Source organism: Rheinheimera sp. D18 (genome assembly GCF_004345025.1).
Lineage (GTDB): Bacteria > Pseudomonadota > Gammaproteobacteria > Enterobacterales > Alteromonadaceae > Alishewanella > Alishewanella metallidurans.
Genome location: NZ_CP037745.1, coordinates 3,121,155 through 3,144,173, shown reverse-complemented (window position 1 = coordinate 3,144,173; position 23,019 = coordinate 3,121,155). Strand labels below are relative to the sequence as shown.

At 45.3% G+C, this 23,019-nt stretch carries 22 protein-coding genes; 8 read left to right on the top strand and 14 right to left on the bottom strand.

The features are described from left to right. Position 1 precedes the first annotated feature (1 nt). From E0Z06_RS14730 to E0Z06_RS14715, 4 genes are read left to right on the top strand one after another with little or no spacing between them, the layout of a single operon-like run. A complete protein-coding gene (locus tag E0Z06_RS14730; protein ID WP_347812431.1) occupies positions 2–724 on the top strand; it encodes a 3-ketoacyl-ACP reductase FabG2 in 723 nt (240 codons plus the stop codon). Beyond that, positions 724–1,953, top strand: coding sequence for a beta-ketoacyl-ACP synthase (locus tag E0Z06_RS14725; protein ID WP_132586299.1), 1,230 nt, complete (start codon positions 724–726; stop codon positions 1,951–1,953). The genes E0Z06_RS14730 and E0Z06_RS14725 overlap by 1 nt, the downstream gene beginning before the upstream one ends. A 6-nt stretch (positions 1,954–1,959) precedes the next feature. Next, positions 1,960–2,799 carry a MipA/OmpV family protein gene (locus E0Z06_RS14720; protein WP_243695610.1) on the top strand — a complete coding sequence of 280 codons (840 nt, stop codon included), beginning with the start codon at positions 1,960–1,962 and terminating at the stop codon, positions 2,797–2,799. After that, positions 2,789–3,223 carry an excinuclease ABC subunit A gene (locus tag E0Z06_RS14715; protein ID WP_132586293.1) on the top strand — a complete coding sequence of 145 codons (435 nt, stop codon included), beginning with the start codon at positions 2,789–2,791 and terminating at the stop codon, positions 3,221–3,223. The genes E0Z06_RS14720 and E0Z06_RS14715 overlap by 11 nt, the downstream gene beginning before the upstream one ends. 41 nt (positions 3,224–3,264) lie before the next feature. On the opposite strand, the gene E0Z06_RS14710 is transcribed toward E0Z06_RS14715, so the two are convergent. The 8 genes from E0Z06_RS14710 to cysG form a co-directional block, all read right to left on the bottom strand. Further along, positions 3,265–3,888 (bottom strand): START domain-containing protein, encoded by a 624-nt coding sequence (locus E0Z06_RS14710; RefSeq protein WP_132586290.1) that lies wholly within the window; start codon positions 3,886–3,888, stop codon positions 3,265–3,267. Continuing rightward, on the bottom strand, positions 3,889–4,587 hold the full coding sequence (rsuA, locus tag E0Z06_RS14705) for a 16S rRNA pseudouridine(516) synthase RsuA (RefSeq protein WP_132586287.1): 699 nt from the start codon (positions 4,585–4,587) through the stop codon (positions 3,889–3,891). A 45-nt stretch (positions 4,588–4,632) separates the two neighbouring features. After that, positions 4,633–5,394, bottom strand: coding sequence for a 3'(2'),5'-bisphosphate nucleotidase CysQ (cysQ, locus tag E0Z06_RS14700; RefSeq protein WP_132586284.1), 762 nt, complete (start codon positions 5,392–5,394; stop codon positions 4,633–4,635). A gap of 284 nt (positions 5,395–5,678) precedes the next feature. After that, positions 5,679–6,278 carry an adenylyl-sulfate kinase gene (gene cysC / locus E0Z06_RS14695; RefSeq protein ID WP_132586281.1) on the bottom strand — a complete coding sequence of 200 codons (600 nt, stop codon included), beginning with the start codon at positions 6,276–6,278 and terminating at the stop codon, positions 5,679–5,681. A 12-nt stretch (positions 6,279–6,290) separates the two neighbouring features. Next, a complete protein-coding gene (locus E0Z06_RS14690) occupies positions 6,291–8,012 on the bottom strand; it encodes an SLC13 family permease (protein WP_132586278.1) in 1,722 nt (573 codons plus the stop codon). Further along, positions 8,012–9,451, bottom strand: a complete 1,440-nt coding sequence (gene cysN / locus E0Z06_RS14685) for a sulfate adenylyltransferase subunit CysN (protein WP_132586275.1) — start codon at positions 9,449–9,451, stop codon at positions 8,012–8,014. Before cysN ends, E0Z06_RS14690 begins: the two co-directional genes overlap by 1 nt. Then, entirely contained in the window at positions 9,451–10,362 is a 912-nt protein-coding gene (gene cysD / locus E0Z06_RS14680) for a sulfate adenylyltransferase subunit CysD (RefSeq protein ID WP_132586272.1), read from the bottom strand. Before cysD ends, cysN begins: the two co-directional genes overlap by 1 nt. Positions 10,363–10,372: 10 nt before the next feature. Next, positions 10,373–11,794: a siroheme synthase CysG gene (cysG, locus tag E0Z06_RS14675; protein WP_132586269.1), complete on the bottom strand. Its 1,422-nt coding sequence runs from the start codon at positions 11,792–11,794 to the stop codon at positions 10,373–10,375. 255 nt (positions 11,795–12,049) lie between these two features. Here cysG and E0Z06_RS14670 point away from each other — a divergent pair, with 255 nt between their 5' ends. From E0Z06_RS14670 to E0Z06_RS14660, 3 genes are all read left to right on the top strand, one after another. Continuing rightward, on the top strand, positions 12,050–12,256 hold the full coding sequence (locus tag E0Z06_RS14670; RefSeq protein ID WP_132586266.1) for a hypothetical protein: 207 nt from the start codon (positions 12,050–12,052) through the stop codon (positions 12,254–12,256). A gap of 167 nt (positions 12,257–12,423) precedes the next feature. Next, positions 12,424–13,968, top strand: a complete 1,545-nt coding sequence (locus E0Z06_RS14665) for a diguanylate cyclase (RefSeq protein ID WP_132586263.1) — start codon at positions 12,424–12,426, stop codon at positions 13,966–13,968. Further along, a complete protein-coding gene (locus E0Z06_RS14660) occupies positions 13,961–14,782 on the top strand; it encodes an SAM-dependent methyltransferase (RefSeq protein ID WP_165907410.1) in 822 nt (273 codons plus the stop codon). The genes E0Z06_RS14665 and E0Z06_RS14660 overlap by 8 nt, the downstream gene beginning before the upstream one ends. Positions 14,783–14,865: 83 nt before the next feature. Here E0Z06_RS14660 and ahpF read toward each other — a convergent pair whose 3' ends face one another. Both ahpF and ahpC read right to left on the bottom strand, forming a co-directional pair. Further along, entirely contained in the window at positions 14,866–16,410 is a 1,545-nt protein-coding gene (gene ahpF, locus E0Z06_RS14655; RefSeq protein WP_132586257.1) for an alkyl hydroperoxide reductase subunit F, read from the bottom strand. Between the two features lie 215 nt (positions 16,411–16,625). Then, positions 16,626–17,192 carry an alkyl hydroperoxide reductase subunit C gene (ahpC, locus tag E0Z06_RS14650; protein ID WP_132586254.1) on the bottom strand — a complete coding sequence of 189 codons (567 nt, stop codon included), beginning with the start codon at positions 17,190–17,192 and terminating at the stop codon, positions 16,626–16,628. 199 nt (positions 17,193–17,391) lie between these two features. Between ahpC and E0Z06_RS14645 the strand changes: the two genes are divergently transcribed. After that, on the top strand, positions 17,392–17,763 hold the full coding sequence (locus tag E0Z06_RS14645) for an META domain-containing protein (protein WP_132586251.1): 372 nt from the start codon (positions 17,392–17,394) through the stop codon (positions 17,761–17,763). 17 nt (positions 17,764–17,780) lie between these two features. Here the strand turns inward: E0Z06_RS14645 and E0Z06_RS14640 are convergent, their stop codons facing one another. From E0Z06_RS14640 to E0Z06_RS14625, 4 genes are read right to left on the bottom strand one after another with little or no spacing between them, the layout of a single operon-like run. Beyond that, entirely contained in the window at positions 17,781–18,542 is a 762-nt protein-coding gene (locus E0Z06_RS14640) for a transporter substrate-binding domain-containing protein (RefSeq protein WP_132586248.1), read from the bottom strand. Between the two features lie 44 nt (positions 18,543–18,586). Then, positions 18,587–19,363 carry a phosphoadenylyl-sulfate reductase gene (locus E0Z06_RS14635; protein ID WP_132586245.1) on the bottom strand — a complete coding sequence of 259 codons (777 nt, stop codon included), beginning with the start codon at positions 19,361–19,363 and terminating at the stop codon, positions 18,587–18,589. Further along, positions 19,347–21,068: an assimilatory sulfite reductase (NADPH) hemoprotein subunit gene (gene cysI / locus E0Z06_RS14630; protein WP_132586242.1), complete on the bottom strand. Its 1,722-nt coding sequence runs from the start codon at positions 21,066–21,068 to the stop codon at positions 19,347–19,349. The genes E0Z06_RS14635 and cysI overlap by 17 nt, the downstream gene beginning before the upstream one ends. After that, complete coding sequence (locus tag E0Z06_RS14625) at positions 21,068–22,873, bottom strand: assimilatory sulfite reductase (NADPH) flavoprotein subunit (RefSeq protein ID WP_132586239.1); 1,806 nt, start codon at positions 22,871–22,873, stop codon at positions 21,068–21,070. Before E0Z06_RS14625 ends, cysI begins: the two co-directional genes overlap by 1 nt. Between the last annotated feature and the right edge of the window lie 146 nt (positions 22,874–23,019).

Here is a 23,019-nt window from a genome sequence, read left to right as displayed (position 1 = left end):
AATGAAAAGAGTATTAGTTACCGGCTCAAGCCGCGGCATTGGTAAAGCCATTGCTTTGCATTTAGCTAGCCAAGGCTTTGATATTGCCGTGCACTGTCGTTCCGGGCGCGATAGCGCTGAAAGCGTCGCTAGCAGTATTCGCCAGCTAGGTCGGCAAGCGCAGGTGTTACAGTTTGACGTGGCCGATCGCGGCGCAACAAAGGCTGCTTTAGAGCAGGATATTGCCGACAATGGTGCTTATTATGGCGTAGTCTGTAATGCCGGTATTACTCGCGACGGCGCTTTTCCCGCGATGACGGAGCAAGATTGGGATCAGGTGATACACACTAATTTAGACGGTTTTTATAACGTGCTACACCCAACGGTAATGCCAATGATCCAGCTTCGCAATGGTGGCCGCATTGTTACTATGGCCTCGGTGTCTGGTATAGCGGGCAATCGTGGGCAAGTAAATTATAGCGCGTCCAAAGCAGGTTTAATTGGCGCGACTAAAGCGCTGTCGCTAGAGTTAGCTAAGCGCAAAATTACGGTAAACTGTGTGGCGCCGGGTTTAATTGATACTGATATGGTACAAGACGTAGCGGCCGACGAAGTAATGAAGATGATTCCTTTACGTCGAGCGGGTACCGCCAATGAAGTGGCAGCAACGGTAGGCTTTTTGTTTTCAGAGCCGGCGGCTTATATTACCCGGCAGGTTATCTCGGTAAATGGTGGGTTAGTATAATGAAACGAGTTGTTGTAACCGGTATGTCTGTTATTACGGCCTTTGGTGATAGCTGGCCTGAATTTAAACAACAGATAATGCAAGGTGAAAATGCGGTTTGTAGTATGCCGGACTGGAACAAATACAGCAGCATGAGTACCCGATTAGCGGCGCCAGTACAGCATTTTAAGCAGCCTGCACACTATACCCGTAAAATGGTACGCTCAATGGGACGGGTGTCATTAATGGCCACCCGCAGCACAGAGCTGGCGTTAAGCGATGCCGGTTTGTTAGAGCACCCAGCACTTACTGACGGTCGCTGCGGCATTGCTTTTGGTTCGTCTACAGGCAGTACCGATCCTATTTTAGCTTTTGGCCGAATGATGGATACCGGCGATATGTCGGGTGTTACTGCCACCAGCTATATTCAGATGATGGCACATACTACCGCGGTAAACGTGGGGGTATTCTTTGGCATTAAAGGTCGCGTATATACTACTAGTTCGGCTTGTACTTCTGGCTCGCAAGGTATTGGTTATGCGTACGAAGCGATTAAGTTTGGCAAACAATTATTAATGGTAGCCGGCGGTGCCGAAGAGCTTTGTGCAACAGAAGCCGCGGTATTTGATACCTTATATGCGGCAAGCACCCGTAATGATAGCCCCCAATTAACACCACGCCCTTTTGATAAAGCACGTGATGGTTTAGTTATTGGTGAAGGTTCTGGCACCTTAATTCTTGAAGAGTTAGAACATGCCTTAGCGCGTGGCGCGACTATTTATGCTGAACTAGTCGGTTTTGGCTCTAATTCTGATGGCGTACATGTTACTCAGCCTACCGACACGACTATGGAAAAGGCGATGCGTTTAGCCTTAGATGATGCGGCGCTATCTACTAGTTGCATTGGCTATGTTAATGCGCATGGCACGGCTACCGACCGCGGTGATGTAGCAGAAAGCCATGCTACGGCTCGCGTCTTTGGCACTGGTATGCCAATCAGCTCGCTAAAAAGTTATCTTGGCCATACATTAGGTGCTTGTGGTGCCATTGAAAGCTGGGCCAGTATTATGATGATGCGTGATGGCTGGTTTGCGCCCACTTTAAACCTAACCGAAGTCGATCCCGATTGTGCTGATTTAGATTACATTACTGAACAAGGGCGTAGCTTGCACACCAACTATGTTATGAGCAATAACTTTGCTTTTGGTGGTATTAATACATCGTTAATTTTTAAACGTTGGGATAGCTAAACTGTGATGTTGTGGCGTTATTTGCCCAGTTGTATTGGCATTATATTTAGCGTGATTTTGCTCAGCACTGTGCCGGCTAGCGCAAAGCAAGTAAGCGCGACTAAACCTAAGTTTGCTATTGGTGTTGGCGCTACCTACGCTCAGTTGCCAGATTATGTAGGTTCGGGCGTTAATCAACATTATTTGCTGCCTTTTCCCTATATCGTTTATCAAAGCGATAAAGTTAAAGTTAATCAGTCAGAAGCGATAGGCGAGTTATTTCAGCACGGTGCATGGTCTTTAAGTGTAAGTATGGCCGGAGCGCTGCGAGTAAATAGTGATGACAACCCTTACCGTCGGGATATGCCTGATCTATTATGGATCGGTGAGATAGGGCCTACCTTAGATTACAGTATTAGCAAAACAGCGACGAGTCAGCTAACTTTGCGCATTCCGTTAAGAAAAGCAGTTGCAACTGATTTACAACATTGGCAAAGTGTCGGTTGGCGTGTAGAGCCGCATATTCGTTGGCATAAATCGTTAGCTAATAGGCTACAACTGAGTAGTCAGTTAGCCGCAATTTGGAGTACCGCACAATATCATCAGTATTTGTATGGTGTTGAACAGCATTACGCAACCGAGCAGCGGCAACAGTATCATGCCACCGATGGTTTTTCTGGTTGGTGTTTGTCTAGTGGTTTAAGCTGGCGTTATAAAAATTGGTGGTTGGGTAGTTTTGCCCGTTACGATAATTTACAGCAAGCGAGCTTTCGCGATAGCCCATTAGTACAGCGTCGGCACAATGTCAGTTTTGGTGTGGCCTTTGCCTGGATTTTTAATCAACAAGGAGTTATTTATGAAAACTAAGTTAGTAATTGCAGCGGCATTAAGCACTGTATTTTTGTGTGGCACGGCATCAGCCCGTGACGATATTTCGACCATGCCTTTGGCAGATATAATAGGTACTGATAAAGCTAAATCAGCTTTGACCGATGTGCCGTTTTATTTTGCCGGCCAAAGCCACCCAAAAGTAACTAGCAATTGGGGTGATATTAGCACCAATAAAAAGACTAATGCGGTAGGTAAATCAGATGAAGAAGCCTGCCAGTGGGTGTTGCTGTCGGCGATTAAAGCCTTGCAAGAAGCCGCAACTAAACGCGGTTATGATGCAGTAGTAAATATACGTTCTAACTATAAAAACAATGAGTTCAGCAGTGCTACTGAGTATAAATGTGGCGCCGGTAGTATTATGGCTGGTGTTGCGTTAAAAGGTGAATTGGTTAAGTTTTAAGCCAACCCAAAATTAAAAACGCCGCTAAATTAGCGGCGTTTTTAATTGTCGATTACGCCGGGGTATGGCCGCTGATATTGCGGCAACATCTTGGTTAAATTAATAAATGTATTTAACAGAGCACGCAGCGCCACGCGGTTAACAATAAAATGCGGTAAATTACCTGCAGGATCTGCTTGTCCTTGGTACTGAATTAACAACTCTCCGTTAGCTGCTGGCGTTAAAACCCAAAGCGATTTAACCTGCTGCATTCGTACATAGCCTTTAACTACAGGGTATTGCTGGCCCAAATCAGTAACCTGTAAGGTTATTATACCGTCGGCATTTTGCGACCACGACGATTGTGTCACCATATCGCGAGACGACACCGGCCATATCGCCTTAAAATAAGTGTGCACTATATTGCTATGCTTTGCGGTTGAGCCAATTATTTCAACGCGTTCAGCATTTTCAACCCAACGGTTAATGGCTGCTGTATCATTAAGTAAATGCAAAAAAGCGCCAATATTCGATCTCAGCCTTACCTCAGCTCGAATTTCTAATAGGCTAGTGTCTAGCCTACGGTACTCAACCGTAACCTTGTCTTTCGTTTTATAATGCAGCCAATCTGCAGCCTGACTACTAAAGGCAAGTAACAGTATACTTATGCCGATAAAGAGACGCATTTATTTTATCTGCAACAAGTGTAACTGCTCGGCACTTAGCTCACGATACTCGCCTACTGCTAAGTCATCTGGTAATTGTACGCCACCAATTTTTTCACGATGTAATTGCACTACTTTATTACCGATAGCAGCAAACATGCGTTTTACTTGGTGGTAACGGCCTTCTTGAATAGTAAGCAGCGCTTCACATTCACCAATTATTTTTAGTTCAGCCGGTAAGGTAAGGTTTTTCTCATTACGTAGCATTACGCCGTCAGCAAATTGTTGTACCGCACTGGCGGGTATCGGGTCAGCTGTCCAGGCACGGTAGGTTTTGGCAACATGGTGTTTGGGGCTGCTAATGCGATGCGACCACTGGCCATCGTCGGTAATTAATACTAAACCTGTGGTATCTAAATCTAGCCTACCGACGGTGTGTAACCGGTCTAGTAGTGGCTCGTCTAGTAGCATAAATACGGTTGGATGGTCAGGATCATCGGTAGAGCAAACATAGCCGTCGGGCTTATGCAGCATAAAGTAGCGCAAGCCAATTAGTTGCAGCTGTGCGCCATCTAGGCATACCACATCGTTATCTATTACCTGTAACGCAGCTTGTTTTACTTTTTTATCATTTAACGTCACCAACCCTTGGCGAATAGCTTTACCCGCTTGGCTGCGAGTTAGGCCGATGCTGTCACATATAAACTTATCTAAACGCATAAATCACCTATATTAATTGCGTTTAGTGTAACCGACTGTTGGGTATTAGTCTTGTAGCGCCGAGACAATAAAGTTGGGGTTGCGCAGGTTTTCCCGCTGATACACCTGGCTGGCAATGCCGTCAAAGGTAACGCTGGCGCCGGCTTCCAGCGCAATAATATGGCCGGCGCCGGTGTCCCATTGCATAGTAGGGCCAAAGCGCGGATACACATCGGCGCTGCCTTCGGCCACCAGACAAAACTTTAATGAGCTTCCCACTGGTACCATATCGTGCTTGGCAAATTGCTGCAGATAACCGGCCAGATCAGGGCTGGGGTGACTGCGGCTGCCGACCACCCGCACGGTATCGCCGGGCGTGGCTACCGCAATGGCCTTGCTGCTTGCGCCTTGTTTTAAAAAGGCGCCCTGGCCTTTAGCGGCGTAGTAGGTTTTTTTCAATACCGGCGCATGAATAACACCCAGCACCGGCTCGCCGTGTTCAATCAGTGCAATATTTACCGTGAACTCACCGTTGCGTTTAATAAACTCTTTAGTGCCATCTAATGGGTCTACCAGCCAGTAGCGCTGCCAGGTCTTTCGGATATCCCAGCTGATATCCGCCGCTTCTTCTGACAATATCGGTAGCTTCGGTGTAAGAGCCGTTAACGCTTTAACAATCAGCTGATGCGCAGCTAAATCGGCAGCGGTCAGTGGCGAGTCATCGGCTTTACCAGTGATATTAAAGGCGGCGTTATCTTGCTGATATACCGCCAGGATCGCCTGACCAGCTTGTTCGGCGATATCGATAATGGCCGGCAAATAATTCATGCAGATGTCCTTTTATTTTATTTGATGTTACACCAGTATCCCAAGCGAAGACAGCTAACAGCTAAGCGGGGCGTCTCCAGCATGGATGCTGGAGAGGAGTTTACATGGATGTATTTACAACGTCCCCGTGTGCTGTTGGCTGTCGTAGTTTGCAGCCAGGTGTAAACTCAGCGACAAGGCAATACTTTCTTCGCCGCCTTCAACAGCACGTCCCTGTGCTGTCTCAGCCTGCGCGGCCTCCTTGCCGCTGCTACGAAAGTACACCTTGTCGCTGCGCCTTGGCATCAGCTGATAATCTGTCTTTCTCTGAGCAATGCAAGCAATTGCTGCACGCTATCTTGCAGCGAGGTCACTGAGGTGTCCAGCACCAAATCGGCTGCTTCGGGCGCTTCGTATGGGTCGGAAATGCCGGTAAAGTGGCTGATTTCACCGGCGCGGGCTTTTCTATACAGGCCTTTTACGTCGCGCTGCTCGCATACTTGCAGCGGAGTGGCGATATGCACTTCAATAAATTTACCGGCCGGGATAAAGCTTTTTACCAGTTCACGCTGATTGCGGTACGGCGAAATAAAAGCGCTCAATACCAGCAAACCTGCATCGACCATTAAGCCGGCGACGGCGCCGACGCGGCGCAGGTTCTCGGTTCTGTCCTGTGCGCTAAAACCCAGGTCAGCACACAGGCCGTGGCGCACATTGTCGCCATCGAGCAAATAGGTGTGTTTACCCTGGGCCGCTAATGCTTGCTCTAACGCATTGGCGACAGTCGATTTGCCCGAGCCGGATAAGCCGGTAAACCAGATCACCGCGCTTTTATGGCCAAATAACGCCTCGCGGCTTTGCGCATTAATGTCGTGTTGTTGCCATTTTATATTGTTATTAGTCATGCTTTTAGCCGGTTAAAAGGGATAAATTAACGGTAGAAATAACAGCACTACGGCACTGTACGCCAGTACCATGGGTACGCCAAGACGAATATAGTCGCGTAACTGATAATTACCTGCCGAGTACACCATTAAATTGGTTTGATAACCAAAGGGTGAAATAAAGCTGGCAGAAGCCCCAAAAGCAACCGCCATAAAAAATGGCACCGGATCAACTCCTAAGTTTTGGGCAATGGCATAGGCAATCGGAAACGTTAATGCTGCAGCGGCATTATTAGTTACTAATTCGGTAAATAGCCAGGTGACAACAAATACTGCGATTAGCGCACCATAGGCTCCGCTGCCATCAACCCATTGGATTAGTATATTTGCGGTAGCGCTGGCGACACCGGTTTTAATCATTAACTGTGCTAAGCCAATAGCCGAGCCAACAATAATCCATAGCTCTAATGGAAAACGGTTTTTTAGCTCTTTTATGCTTATTGCTCGCCCAGCAACGTAGGCAAGTAATAACACGGGTAAACTTTTAATCAGTGGTACAACGCCAATAATAGATAAAGTGAGTGCAGCTAGAAAACTAAGCAGTACCCAGTTGCTGCGCGTTTTAGGTAATGGCGTGCTAATAGATAAGCCATTAACGTAAATAAACTCTTGGTTTAATTGATGCTGCCCTGGGAAATGATCGCCAACAGATAAAATAAGCACATCGCCTGCGTGCAGCACTAAATCACCTAAGCCACCTTGTAAGCGTTCATGGCCACGGCGCACAGCAATTACCACCGCATCGTATTGATGACGAAAGCGAATTTGTTTTAAACTTTTACCCACTAAACGTGAACTGTAACTTAGTACGGCTTCTAATAACTCACCTTGTTGTTGATTTTGGCGTAACAGCTCTAAACCGGGAAACTGCTGTAAGCGTGATACTGCGGCAATATCGCCAACAAAACGTAATTCGTCAGCAGCTTGGATAACCGTTTCTGGTGTTACTGGGCAGATACGTTCTGCACCACGTTGAATTTCGGCTAAAAATAACGATTGCAGCTCACGCAGCTGATTTTGTTCGACACTTTTACCAATAAGTTGGCTGTCACTGCGCACATGCGCAGTAAGGTAATAAGGTGTGCTATCGTTGGTTTGTTCGCGGTTATCCGGCAGCCAATGGCTGCCTATCATTAATACAATAACGCCAGCTACTAGTACCAAAATACCCAGCAGAGTAAAGTCAAAAAAGCCTAATACAGGCTCGCCCGCTTGTTCAACAAAGCCGTTAACAATAAGGTTAGTAGAGGTGCCGATTAGTGTTAGCATACCGCCTAAGATGGCACTGTATGATAGCGGTAATAGCAACTTAGAGGCGGCAAAGTGGTTATGATGCCGTAGTGACGACATTAGTGTTGCTACTACCGCAGTATTATTAATAAAAGCCGACATTAGTGCGCTAGATAAACTTAAGCGGGCGATAACGCTAGTTAAACGCTGGCCTTGAAAGCCACGACTTAGCCAGCTAACCAATTGCGATTTTTCAATCGCAATTGACACTGATAGCAGTAATAGCAAAGTAATTAGCGACGGGTTAGCAAAGTTTTGCAGCGCCGCATCTAATGTTAGCCAGCCGGCTAAATAACTTAATAGCAAGGCGCCACCAAACCACAGCGCTGGCGAGCGTTTACTGAAGATTAGCGCAGCTACTAACACCAATAATAGCGTGATAACACCATACTGCTGATACAGCATTATTTATCAGCCTTAACTAATTCACGCACATCTCGCGCTTCCCAATGCGGAAAATGTTTGCGAACAAGTGCATTCAGCTCTAACTCAAAGGCACTGATATCTGTCCCGCTGGCTTTTTCTTCGGCTAAAATATTCTGAATTAAGCCTGCCGCTACTGTGGCATTGGTTAAGCGGTCAATTAAGATAAAATTGCCCGTGCTAGGTTGGTTTTTAAAGGTATCTAGCGGCAGTGTTTCGGTTAACTCTAGTTCCACTAGCGCAATATCGTTAATGCTTACTTGTTCGGCTGCTTCTTGTGCTAAAGTGTTAATATTAACTTTATAATTCAACCTGTTAATGCTGGCGCTGGTTTTTCGGGTTGACAGTTTTATATCATATAAGCGACCAGTTTGTAGTGACTGTTCATTAAACCAGGCTAAATAAGCCAGTGCACGATTGGTTAGGGTTACGGTCTCTTCAGAGGGCACTAACCAGTCACCGCGGCTAACGTCAATTTCATCATTTAGCGTTATAGTAACGGCTTGCCCCGCGCTGGCTGAAGCTTGCTCGCCGGCAAAGGTTACTATTTGCTTAATAGTGGTTTTTTTCCCAGATGGGTAAGCGGTAATGGCTTGGCCTACGGCTAAACGGCCACTGACTAAGCTGCCAGCAAAGCCACGAAAGTTAAGATCGGGGCGGTTAACATACTGCACCGGAAAGCGAGTAGCGCTGCCACCATACTTCGGTATAGACAGGGTTTCTAGCAGTGGTAATAATGCTGTGCCGGTATACCAAGGCATATTGGCTGAAAGCGTTAAAATATTTTCACCCTTTAAGGCGCTAATTGGCACTATGTCTACCGTTGGCACTTGTAACTGCGCCATTAGTGCCTGTATTTCCAACTTAATAGCCTGATAAGCTGGTTCGCTATAACCAATGATATCCATTTTATTTACGGCAACAACGAGGTGTTTAATACCTAATAGCGCACAAATAAAACTATGGCGCCGAGTTTGGGTTTGCACACCATAGCGCGCATCAATCAGTAATATTGCCACATCAGAGGTGGACGCGCCGGTGGCCATATTGCGCGTGTATTGTTCGTGGCCTGGTGTGTCGGCCAAAATAAATTTACGCTTGGTGGTTGAGAAATACCGATAAGCCACGTCGATAGTAATGCCTTGTTCGCGTTCAGCCTGAAGGCCGTCGACTAACATGGCTAGCTCTAACTCGCCTTCACCGTTACGGCCTTTATGGTCGCGCTTTAAGGCGTCTAATTGGTCGTCATATAGCTGTTGGCTGTCATGCAATAATCGGCCGATAAGCGTGCTTTTGCCATCATCGACACTGCCGCAGGTAAGTACTCGCAGTAAGCCTTTGCTTTGATGCTGTTGCAAATAATCGCGAATACCTAGTGTATTTAACTGCTCATTTAATGAGGTAACGGTTACCGATGACATTAGAAATACCCCTCGCGTTTCTTTAATTCCATACCCGACTGATCTTGATCAATAACCCGGCCTTGTCGTTCCGACGTGCGGGCACGCAGCATTTCTTCTACTATCGCTTCTAGCGTGTTAGCAGTTGATTCAATAGCCCCAGTCAGGGGATAACAACCCAGTGTGCGAAAACGTACCGATTTAAGTTGCGGCGTTTCACCCGGTTCTAGCGGCATGCGCTCGTCGTCAACCATAATAAGGCTGCCGTTACGCTCTACCACCGGCCGCTGTTTGGCTAAATACAGCGGCACTATGTCGATATTTTCTTGCAGGATATAGAGCCAAATATCCAGTTCGGTCCAGTTTGATAACGGAAATACGCGAATACTTTCGTGGTCATTAATCGCGCCGTTATACAGGTTCCATAACTCTGGGCGTTGGTTTTTTGGATCCCAGCGGTGGTGTTTATCGCGAAATGAATACACCCGCTCTTTTGCTCGCGATTTTTCTTCATCACGCCTAGCACCACCAAAAGCAGCATCAAAACCGTATTGGTTTAGCGCCTGCTTTAAGCCTTCGGTTTTCATAATGTCGGTATGCTTAGCGCTGCCATGAATAAACGGGTTAATATTCATGGCTAAGCCTTCTGGGTTTTTATGTACTAGCAGTTCAAAGTTATAGGCTTTTGCTAAGCGATCACGAAACTCGATCATTTCGCGAAATTTCCAGGTGGTATCAACATGCAGCAGTGGAAAGGGTATTTTACCCGGCGCAAACGCCTTTCGTGCTAAGTGCAGTAATACCGATGAGTCTTTACCTATTGAATACAACATTACTGGCTTTTTAAATTCGGCCGCCACCTCACGAAAAATATAAATACTCTCTGCTTCAAGCTGCTGCAAGTGGGTTAGAGCGCTGGTAAGTTCCGACATCTGTTAATCCTTAGGCCATCTGTGTAAGGTTTTGACTAAATACCGCAGCTTGCGGGCGCAGGCCAAACCAATGTAAATCTTGTTGCAAACTAACCACATCACCAATAACCAATAGCGCCGGTGAGCTTATTTGATGCTGCATTACTAGCTCAGCTAAATTATACAACTTGCCCGTTACAATGCGTTGCTCACGACGCGTGCCGTTTTCAATAATAGCCACGGGTGTTTCAGCACTACGACCTGCTTTAATTAGTTGTTGTTGAATATAAGCGGCCTTCATTAAACCCATATAAATTACCAGAGTCTGGTTAGTACTGCTCATACTAAACCAATTTGGTTCGCTACCATCATGTTGGCAATGCCCGGTAACAAACTGCACACTTTGCGCGTGGTCGCGATGGGTTAACGGTATACCGGCATAAGCGGCACAGCCAGCTGCCGCGGTAATACCCGGCACTACTTGAAAGGCAATATTGTGCGGCACTAATGCTTGAATTTCTTCGCCGCCGCGGCCAAATATAAACGGGTCGCCACCTTTTAAGCGGCATACCTTTTTACCCGCTAACGCTAAATCTATTAGCAGTTGATTAGTATCTTGTTGCGTTACTGAATGCGCTCCGGCTTTTTTACCTACGCAAATTTGCTCGGCATCGCGGCGCACTAAAGTCAACACTTCAGCAGATACTAAGTTGTCATACACCACCACGTCGGCTTGCTGCATCAATTGCAGCGCTTTAAGGGTTAGTAACTCAGGGTCGCCTGGGCCTGCGCCAACAATATAGACTTCACCACTGTGTTTTTGCGGTGCGGTTAATAATTGTTCTAAATGTTGTTTCGCCGCATCGAGTTGATTAGCTTGCACCTTGCGTACTACGTCAGAGTTAAATACCCCTTCCCAAAATTGGCGGCGACCCGCAAAGCTACTAATTTTAGCTTTTACTTTGTTGCGAAAACTGCCGACCAAGGTTGCTAACGGCCCTAAGTGCTGCGGCAGTAAAGCCTCAAGTTTTTCACGCAAACGCCGTGCTAACACGGGTGCCGTACCAAAACTAGAAATAGCGATCAGTATTGGGCTGCGGTCAATAATAGCCGGAAAAATAAAACCACACTTGGCTTGGTCATCTACGGTATTAACCAACATATTACGCGCGGTTGCGGCTTTAAATACCGCAGCATTAACGGTGTCGCTATTGGTTGCAGCAATAACTAATAGTTTGTTATCTAATAAGCTAGGCACAAAATAGCTATTAATTAGCTCTGCTTTGCCTTGTTGTTGCCAAGTAATAAATTCGGCCGCAAATTCTGGTGCGACTACGCTAAGCTTAGCGCCAGCACTTAACAGCGTGTTAGCTTTACGCAGCGCTACCGAACCGCCACCAACAATCAGCACTGGTTGGCCGGTTAACTTAACAAAAATAGGTAAATACTGCACGTTGGCTCCTGCCTACAGATGACTTATAGTACCAAGTCACTTTAGCCATCTAAACGTCTTTTATGAAATAGCGAATTATGCTCATATATAGCTAAATGGAATTAAAGGCGCTATTGATATGCGAAAATTTGCGCTAAAGCGAGGGTTAAAACGAAAGGTTGTCAGCATGCTGTATTTGCTTTAGATTAACCGGCTACAGCCACTGTGCTGGTGGCGAAATAATGGATAAACCCGCCTCATTAATAAGGGATTTTCATGTCAGATTTAAGTAAATTTATTGCTGAATTAGCAACTAACCCTAAGTTACTGCAAGAGTATTCTGCTTCACCTGCCAATACACTAAAAAACTACGGCTTACAAAGCCATGAAATTGAAGCGGTGTTATCGGGTGATAAAGCACAAGTCGAGAAACTAACGGGTAATGCAGTAAATGTTGTACCTTATATGTTTCCTGTTAAATAGTGTCTAGATTGTTCTATATTTTTTATCTACTAGGAGTATTGTTTTGCAATGCTCCAGCTTTTGCTTTTGACCTAGAATCTATTCAATCTCAGTTAACTGAGGCTGAAACATTAAGAACAAAGTCCCCAGAAACCACGCTTCATATACTTGAACAGCTTGAGCCAATATTGAAACAGCTGCCTTCTGAGCAACGTGATCATTTTATTTTTATCAAAGCGTATATGCTTGGATTCAAAGGCCAGCAAGATGACGCCATTGCGTTAGCTCAGACAATAATTAAAAGCCAGTCTGCAGTCATTAGAGTGAAGGCTTATTTACTGCTTGCAACAGTGTTTGAGCATAAGAAAAACTATAAAGAGGCTTATTTATCATTAAATGAGGCACTGAAACATGCTCGTATAGTAACCGATAGAATGCTACTTGTTAATGTCTATACTGTAGCAGCGCAGCTTCATAGCAGCGTCAATGCCTATGAAAAAGCCATTGAGTTTGCTGATATGATTGCTGAGTATGCTGATTCTCCTAGAGGATTTTGTATAAGTTACACACAAAAATTACAAGCATTAACGCAGTTGGTCGGCGCGTATCCGCAAGAATTAGCAAACAAAGCGTCTCTTGCATGCGAACAGGCACAAGAACCTTTGATGAAATATACGGTAGACATTTTCACCGCAGATGTTGATGTAAACAGTGCACCTGAGCGTGTTAAAAAAAACATGCAAGCATCCTTACCAAAGTTAAACGAAATTGGTTATTTATACACCATAATTCTGACGAGATATTATTTAGGATATGCTGAGCTTAACCTCAATCAGCTTAGTGCGGCTGAGGTGAATTTAGAGCAGGTCTACCAACAGTCTAAACAATTAAATGATAACCAAACGGCGAATAAATCGATGTTATTGTTAGCGCGGTTATATGAGAAAAAAGGTGATATGCACGCTGCGGTTATTGCTTATAAGCAGCATATAGCCGCATTAAATGCTTTTATCGGCGATTTTAAGCAGCGCAGTGTGGCTTACCATATGGCGCAGGCTGACTTTATGGAAAGCGAAAATAAACTGGCACTGCTAAAAAGCCAAAATAATTTATTAAAGCTAGAAAGCCAACTGCAAAAAGACCAAAAATTTAACGCTCTGCTGATAACGATTGCCGTTACATTGCTGTTGTTATTCGTTATTTATGTATTAAACAACAAACGTGCTTTATTAAGTCGGTTGGCCACCACGGATTTTCTCACCAAACTGTACAATAGGCGTTATTTTAGCGAAGCCGTTAGCCGACAGTTAAATAACCGGCGACAGCAGGAAGAATATAGCCTTATCGTGTTTGATATCGATTTGTTTAAACAGATTAATGATCAGTATGGCCACAGTACTGGCGATATTGTGCTAACCGAAATAGCTGCGCGCTGCTCTGTGCATATACGTAAGCAGGATATTTTGGCACGAATTGGTGGCGAAGAATTTGCCATGTTCTTACCCGGTTGTCGTTTGGCTGATGCGATTAAATTAGCTGAGCAGTGCCGTCAGAGTATTGCTGATAGTCCAATAGTCGTTAATGGGCAAAATATTAGCGTGACGGCCAGTTTTGGTATTGCTAGTGGCGATAGCGCAAATTTTGATACCTTACTGCAACAGGCTGATGCCGCGCTATACCAAGCTAAAGCCGCTGGGCGTAATTGCAGTCATAGTGCAACGGCCAATGCCTGAATTAAATGGTAATAACATAAAATATGGCCGGCTTATTTGTCTGGGTTTGGGTATTACCTTGGGTAGTCAGTTAACCGAGTTAGCGCGTAATCAGTTGGTAGCTGCCGATATAGTATTTTTTCATAGCAATACTCACTACCTTGCTAAGTTTTTGCAGCAAATAAACGCTAACTTAGTCGATTTGCAACAGTTTTACCAAGATGGTCAGCCACGAAGCCTGAGTTATCAGGCCATGATCGACGCGGTAATTAACGCAGTACAAGCCGGTAAAAATGTGGTGTGGGCTTGTTATGGCCACCCCGGTGTAGCAAGCTGGCCACCACATGAAACAATACGTCAGTTAAAAATACTGGGTTATTCTGCCAAAATGGAAGCGGGTATTGCAGCGGATGCCTGTTTATATGCCGATTTAGGTATAGACCCTATAGCTGAAGGTTGTCAGCAGTTTGAAGCCAGCCAATTTTTGTTTTATCAGCGTACGCTCGATGTTTCAGGCTATGTTATTTTGTGGCAAGTCGCTATAGCTGGCGATTTTAGTTTATGTAATCTTAACGCTAACAGCCACTATATCGCTGTGCTTGCACAGCATTTGCAGCGTTGGTATCCGGCTGAGCATCAGGTGATATTATATGAAGCCGCTGATTTACCCATTTGGCAGCACCGTGCTGAGACGCTGCCATTATCCCAATTGGTGCAGGCTAAACTAAACCAGATCACCACCTTAGTTATTCCCCCGCTACAGAAGAAACAGATCAATATTCAGATGTTAGATTTATTAGGCGTACCGTCTGAGCATGCGCTACGCCAGCAATAAAAAAAACGGCAACCGAAGTTGCCGTAACACTCTACGAGTGGGGGAATGAAAGCGTTTTTGCAAATTGCTTAGTGGTTTAGCAATTAGTTACGGATCATATAGTCAAAGGCACCTAATGCGGCGGTGGCGCCTGAACCCATAGCAATAATAATTTGCTTAAATGGTGCGGTAGTAGCATCACCAGCGGCAAATACGCCTGGCATTGAGGTTTGGCCGCGCTCGTCAATAATAATTTCACCACGAGATGACAGCTCTATTGCGCCACGTAACCATTCGGTATTTGGCACTAAACCAATTTGTACAAAAATACCGGCTAATTCTACATGGTGTGCATTACCCGTTTTACGGTCGGTATAGTTAATGCCGGTTACGCGGCTGCCATCACCGGTTACTTCGGTACTTTGCGCTTCGGTAATAATGGTAATGTTGCCCATTGAATTGGCTTTTTTAACTAGTACCGCATCGGCACGCAGTTCGGCAGCAAATTCTAATACGGTAACGTGTTCAACAATGCCGGCTAGGTCAATTGCGGCTTCAATACCTGAGTTACCACCGCCAATTACCGCGACTTTTTTGCCTTTAAACAGCGGGCCGTCACAATGCGGGCAGTAAGCCACGCCCTTGCCACGATACTCTTGCTCGCCGGGTACGTTCATTTCTCTCCAGCGTGCACCTGGGCTTAAAATAATGGTTTTACTTTTAAGTACCGCGCCATTTTGCAGCTCTAGCTGTACCTTGCCATCTTTGCTTAGTTTTACTGCGCGTTGATTGTTCATAATATCTACGTTGTACTCACGTACGTGCGCTTCTAAGCTATTAACTAACTTTGGACCTTCGGTATATTTTACCGAAATAAAGTTTTCGATACCTACGGTATCTGCGACTTGGCCGCCAAAACGCTCAGCCACAATGCCGGTGTTTAAGCCTTTACGTGCAGCGTAAATAGAGGCTGCTGCACCTGCTGGGCCGCCACCAACCACTAATACATCAAAGTCTGCTTTGTTTTTCAGCGCTTCGGCTTGACGTTTTTCTGCATTAACATCAAGTTTTTGAATAATTTTTTCTAGCGTAATGGCACCTTGCGAAAATAGCTCACCATTTAGGTAAACCGAAGGTACGGCCATAATGTTTTTATCAGCTACTTCTTGCTGGAACATTGCACCGTCGATCATTACGTTAGTAATGTTAGGGTTAATGGCCGACATGATGTTTAGTGCTTGCACTACTTCAGGGCAGGTTTGGCAACTTAGTGATACATAGGTCTCAAACGCGAAGTTGCCTGGCAGCTGGCGAATTTGCTCAATAACATCGGCTTCTACTTTAATTGGGTGGCCGCCAGAGTGCAGCAGTGCTAACACTAATGAGGTAAATTCATGCCCCAGTGGTACACCGGCAAAGGTGATGTGGGTGTTGTTTGCTACCGAACGCACCAACATAGCTGGCTTGCGTGCCATAGCAGTATCATCGCGACGCAATGACACTAAATCTGATAACTCAGCAATTTCAGTTGCTAAGGTGTGTACTTCAGTTGCTTTGGCGCTATCGTCTAAAGATACCACCAGTTCAACCTGTGTTTTCAAGTTTTGTAGATAGGTTTTAAGTGTTTGCTTCAGGTTAGTATCTAACATAAAAACTCCGGAAAAATTAAGGACGACATAAATTTAAGCGTGACAAAGCCGCAGCCAGCAATAGCAGACTGTTTAATAACTATTGGGTTATATTGGCAGCGAAATACCTGCCGTGTAGCCAACCTTAGGGGTTGGTAGAGCGAAACTTAACTACTGGCCGTTAACAAGCACGGTAGTTAAGTTGCCCTACAGTAAACTGCAGGGCAGGGTGTAGCTTAGATCTTACCAACTAGGTCCAGAGATGGTGCTAATGTTGCTTCACCTGGAGTCCATTTAGCTGGGCACACTTCACCGTCGTGATTAGCAACATACTGAGCGGCTTGAACTTTACGGAACAGTTCAGCTGCGCTGCGGCCAATGCCTAGGTCATGAATTTCAGCAACTTTAATTTCGCCTTGCGGGTTAATTACGAAAGTACCACGCAGAGCTAAACCTTCTTCTTCAATCATTACACCGAAGTTACGTGTGATAGCGCCAGTTGGGTCGCCAATCATTGGGTAATTGATTTTTTTGATAGTGTCAGACGCGTCATGCCACGCTTTGTGAGTAAAGTGAGTATCAGTAGATACTGAGTACACTTCAACACCAATTTCTTGGAACTTAGGGTAGAAATCAGCTAAGTCGCCTAATTCTGTAGGGCATACAAACGTAAAGTCAGCTGGGTAAAATACCACAACAGACCATTTACCGGCTAAATCCTGCTCAGAAACGGGTACGAATTTACCTTCGTGAAATGCAGTAGCTTTAAACGGCTTAATTTTAGTATTAATAATAGAAGACATAGTCTTACTCCTTTAGGTTAGTTCACACATCATGTTTCGACAGGAGCTATGTTACCGCGCCTATCTAAATTGTCAAAACGAATAAAACAAATTGGTTTAATCGTTTTAATTGATAACAAACAAGTCTTAACATTGTTCAGCTGGCATTTGGTAGGCGTGTGCCACACTATCTACCGTTTTTAGCCTTTTGGAGCTTAATATGTCAGTAAAATATCTTGTACCGCTTTGCTTATTAACTGTACTTACTGCTTGTCAGCAGGCCGAAGTGCCACAAGGGCAGTATCAGCAATTAACTGCCGAAAACAACGAAAAACCTTTTACTCTGCAGCTAGAAGAAAGTCGGTTATCTGGCTTTACTGGCTGTAACAATGCTATGGGTGATTACACTATTGATAAGGGCGAGTTAGTGGTTTCTCAACTGGCTAGCACCATGATGGCTTGTGAGCCAGCAGCAATGCAGCGTGAACAACAGTTTAGCCAGTTTTTACAAAATCGGCCTAAAGTAACCATAGATGGCAAAATACTGACCTTAAGCAAAGATGATACGGTGTATCAGTTTAGCGTACGTTAATTTAGTTAGGCAGCAGCTTATTCTGTTATGGCCGGCGGGTGCATGTATTTTTCTTTTAGCCGTTTATATTGCTCGCCGGCTTTTATCTCTTCAAGCGCCAGTTGCAGCTTTTTTACTACAGCATCTGGTACGGCGGGGTTTAGCGCTAAATAGTTTGCATCTATTCCGGATAGATCTAGCACGGGTTCGACCGCGTTAACGTTAACACCGTGGCCGGCAAACCAAATGGGCAAAATTAATTCAGAGGCAATAAGTAGGTCTACTTTACTTTGCAAAAACAGCTTTACTGCGCTGGCTTTAGCCGCAAGTCTTAATAAATTCTCGCTATAAGAAAAACCCTGGTCCAGCAAGTATTGTTCGTATATATCACCACTTGCAACGCCTACGACGAATTGTTTTGCCTCTTCTAAAGTGTGTGGATTAACTTCGGGCCGGCTTTTTAAGCGATACATATTGGCCGTTGAGTGAGCTAATGGCCCAACCCATTTAAATGAACGCTCGCGGTGTATATTTCGCGAGGTGGAAAATAACCCACCCTGTGAGTTTTTGCTGGCATTTTCATAGGCGCGTAGCCAAGGGTAAAGCTCGAAGTTACACACTAGCTCGGCCTTTTTACACGCTAAGCTCAACAGTTCTGTGTTTAGGCCTGTTACACCGGTATTGTCGGCATAATTATAGGGCGGAAAATGTTCGGTATAAAAAGTAAGGGGTTCGTCTGCTAGAGTAGCAAAGGGTGATGCAATGACTAACATTGATAATGCCGCTAGAATAGTTTTCATTGCACCCTTCGTGATCGTTTTTGCCAAGTTAATATGGCTTTACTTCAAATGCCATCACCGTCTATATGTAAGCCGCACTCGCGACCAAAACCATTAAAGCGTGTATCTTCTTCACTCATGCCCAACTCTAATTTTCGCGTGGAATGGGTATCACCCACTGAAACATAGCCTTGTTCCCATAGCGGATGATAACTTAAGCCATGCTGTTTTAGGTAATAAAATATATCCTTGTTGCTCCAGTCAATAATTGGCTGAACTTTTACTACGCCACGGCTTATTTCAATGATCATTTTATCGCTACGGCTACCACTTTGGCTGCGACGCAAGCCGGTATACCAACAGCCAACCTGCAATTCGTCTAACGCACGCTGCATGGGTTCTACTTTGTTAATCTGGTTATAACGTTTAAGACCTTCAGGGGTTTGCCATAACCGGCCATAATGCGCCTCTTGCCATGCCGGCGTTAGCTTGGCGCGGTATACCTTTAAATTTAGCTTTAATTGTGCGGTTAATTGCTCAATAAACTGATAGGTTTCCGCAAAAAGATAGCCGGTATCGGCTAGTACTACTGGAATATTAGGCTGCTGTTGGGTAACTAAATGCAGCATTACCGCAGCCTGGATACCAAAACTTGAACTAAGCATTGGCTTTTGCGGCAAGTTATCTAACGCCCAACGTACCCGCTGAGCTGCCGTTAGTGGCGCAAGCAGCTGGTTAGCTTGTTCTAACCATTGCTGTTGTATGTCGGCGTCTTGCGCCAAGATAGTACGAAATTTACTGTTATTCACCAGATTTATGGCCTGTTTAGCTGTGAAAGTCATCTTTGGGCACCACTACCGGCGTAACTACGCCAGCCCTTATCACAAAGTCACCAAAGCCTTCGTTACTGTTGCTGCGCTCAGTGGCCCAGTGGCCGATAAGGCGGTCTAGCGTACTCAGAATATCGGTTTCAGCCACGTTATCCAAGAATAAACGTGGAATACGAGTGCCCTCGCGGTTGCCGCCTAAATAAAGATTATATTTGCCTGGCGCGCGGCCCACTAACGCCACTTCGGCCAGCATAGTTCGGCCACAGCTATTGGGGCAGCCGGTAACGCGCAATATAATATGCTCATCAGCAATATTATGCTTAATGAGCAAGGCTTCAACTTTAGTTACTAAATCCGGTAAATAACGCTCGGCTTCCGCCATTGCCAATGGGCAGGTGGGCAAAGCAACACATGCCATTGAGTTTTTACGCAGTTTACTATGGCTATCGTCAATTAAACCGTGGGCACGGGCAATGGTGTCAATTTCTGCTTTTTGGCTTGGTACTACTCCGGCAATAATCAGGTTTTGGTTTGCGGTTATGCGAAAGTCACCTTGATGAATTGCAGCAATTTTTGCTAAGCCAGTTTTTAACGGTTTGTCAGGGAAGTCTAACACTCGGCCATTTTCAATAAACAAGGTTAAATGTTGTTTGCCATCAATGCCGTCTACCCAACCAATGCGATCACCTCGGCTGGTAAAGCGATAAGGCTTAATTGGCGCAAAGCTAAGGTTAGTGCGCGCTTCTACTTCAGCACGAAATACGTCAAGACCAATGCGATCTATAGTGTACTTAGTTTTTGCATTTTTACGGTTTGAGCGATTACCGTAGTCACGCTGCACAGTAACTACATGTTCTGCCACTTTTAAGGTGTGCTCTAGCGGTATATAACCTAACTCGTCGGCTAGACGTGGGTAGGTAGCGTTATCGCCCCAAGTCATGGCTAAACCTCCGCCAACGAGTACATTAAAGCCAATTAATTGGCCATGCTCGGCCACCGCAACAAAGCTTAAATCATTAGCGTGTAGATCAATGTCGTTATTCGGCGGTATTACCACCGCGGTTTTAAACTTACGCGGTAAATAGGTATCACCTAAAACAGGTTCTATGTCGGTAGTTTCTATTTCTTCTTCATCTAGCCAAATTTCGGCGTAGGCACGTGTTTTGGGCAGTAAATGCTCACTAATTTTTGCTGCCCACTCATACGCCTGCTGGTGCAATTCTGACTCTACAGGATTGGGCGTACAAAGCACGTTGCGGTTAACATCACCCGCGGTAGCAATGCTATCAATGCCGATACTGTGTAAAAACTGGTGCGTGGGTTTAATGTTAGGTTTTAGTACGCCATGCAGTTGAAAGGTTTGCCGCGTAGTTAAGCGCACGCTGCCATATAACGTATTGGCTGTAGCAAATTTTTCCAGTGCCAGCCACTGCTTAGTGGTAATAATGCCGCCGGGTAAACGAGCACGCAGCATTACGTTATGCAGTGGCTCCAGCTTTTGCGCGGTGCGCTCCACACGAATATCACGATCGTCTTGCTGATACATACCGTGAAAGCGGATCAGCATAAAGTTGTCGCCAACAAAACCGCCGGTAACGGGGTTGGTTAAGTCATCGCTAATGGTGCCTCGTAAATGTTGGCTGTTAGCTTTTAATTGCTCGTTACCCGACAATGCACCCGGTGCCACTAAATCAGGATTAATGGGATATTGGCTCATTAGTAAATGTCCTTTTGATAACGTTTTGCTACACGCAGCTGCTCTAAATACTGCTCTGCTTGTTCTGCTGTTTTACTACCATACTGCTGAATTATGGTTAGCAGCGTTTGTTGCACATCTTTTGCCATCCGGTTGGCGTCGCCGCAAATATACAAATGCGCACCTTGCTCTAGCCATTGCCAAATCTCGCGGCTGTTCTGGTATAGCTTATCTTGCACATAGATTTTTTCTGCCTGATCACGGCTAAATGCCAGGTCTAGCTTGGTTAATAGGCCACTTTTTAAGTAATTTTGTAGTTCTAGTTGGTATAAAAAATCTTGGGTAAAATGTGGGTTACCAAAGAACAGCCAATTTTTGCCGCTGGCAGCGCGAGCTTCCCGTTCTTGTAAAAATGCACGAAATGGCGCAATACCCGTACCGGGGCCAATCATAATAATGGCGGTATCGTCATTCTCAGGTAGGCGAAAATTATTATTCTGTTCAATAAAAATTTTTACTTTGTCGCCCTCGGCTAAACGCTCTGCTAGAAAACCAGAAGCACCGCCTAAATGCGTGTTACCAAAAGCGTTATAACGCACCACACCCACAGTTAAATGCACTTCATCAGCTACTTCAGCCTGTGATGAAGCAATAGAATAGAGGCGGGGTTGTTGCTTACGTAATGAGTTGACTAGCTGTTGAGCACTGATCAGTGCCGGGTGCTCGCGTACAATATCAAGGATTTGTCGCTCGTTAATGTAGGCGCGTAGCGCGGCTTTATCGCTAGCCAATGCGCTTAATGCTAGATTATTGCTGGCGCTAGCATACTTTTCGACAAAGGCGGGATAAGACTGCGTAAGCTCTAATTGCTCAGTTAACGCTTGTTGCACAGTTAAACTGACACTGCCTAAATTCACTGGTGTATCGGGCGAAATCGCGGTTAATAACAAGAGTTCACGCACTAATTCAGCGTCGTTGAAAAAGTATAAACCTAACGCATCACCCGGCTGATAACTTAAGCCTGAGCCGACCAAAGATAGCTCTATATGACGCACATCTTTAGTAGAGTTGCGCCCGGTAATTTTTTGCACTGCATACACTTCAGCCGCAAACGGGTTTTGCTTACTGTATTGACTAGCTGCGCTTGCGGCATCCTTACCAGGCCAAGCAATAACTTGCGCCGACGGCGTAGCGTCAGCGGTGAGTTCTGGCTCTAATAGAGTAATAACCTCTTGGCTCCAGCTATCGGCTTGGGTTTGATAATCAACGTCTAAATCGGCACGGCTTTGCACTGAAGTAGCACCAAGCTCAGCGAGCCGCTGATCAAAGTCTTGGGCAGTTTTACAAAAAAACTCATAGCTAGTATCGCCTAAGCCTAATACTGCATATTTTAATCCCGCCAGCTGAGGCACTTTTTTGCTAAATAAAAAGTTATAGAAGCCCTGCGCACTTTCTGGCGGCTCGCCCTCACCATAGGTTGAGGTAACAATGATTAAATACTGTTCATGTTTTAATTGGCTAGTTTTGTAATCTGCCATATCCAGTACTTTAGCGTTAATACCCTTGGCTTTTGCCTTTACGGCTAGGGCCCCGGCAAGATGGCGAGCATTACCCGTTTGTGAACCAAATAAAATGGTTAGGCTGGCGCTAGCGGTAACTGCCGCGGGCGAAATGACACGTTGCCCTGCAAGTTGGGCACCCGCAGCTAGGTAGCCACTAACCCAAGCTTGTTGTATCGGGTTTAACTGGCTTACTACATTTTGCAGTTGGCTGATCTGTTGTTCAGACAGCGGGCTGGCTTGTGCAACCAATGACGATAAAAGCATAAAACACCCTGTGTTGTTATTCTTTTATCACTTTAGCCGTCTATACGTTTAAATGTACAAGAATGGATAACTCTTCTATATTCCAAAAAGTAATTAAAAAGTGCTTTAATCTAGTTTCGAAAATGGCAGTGGCTTGTAATAAATCA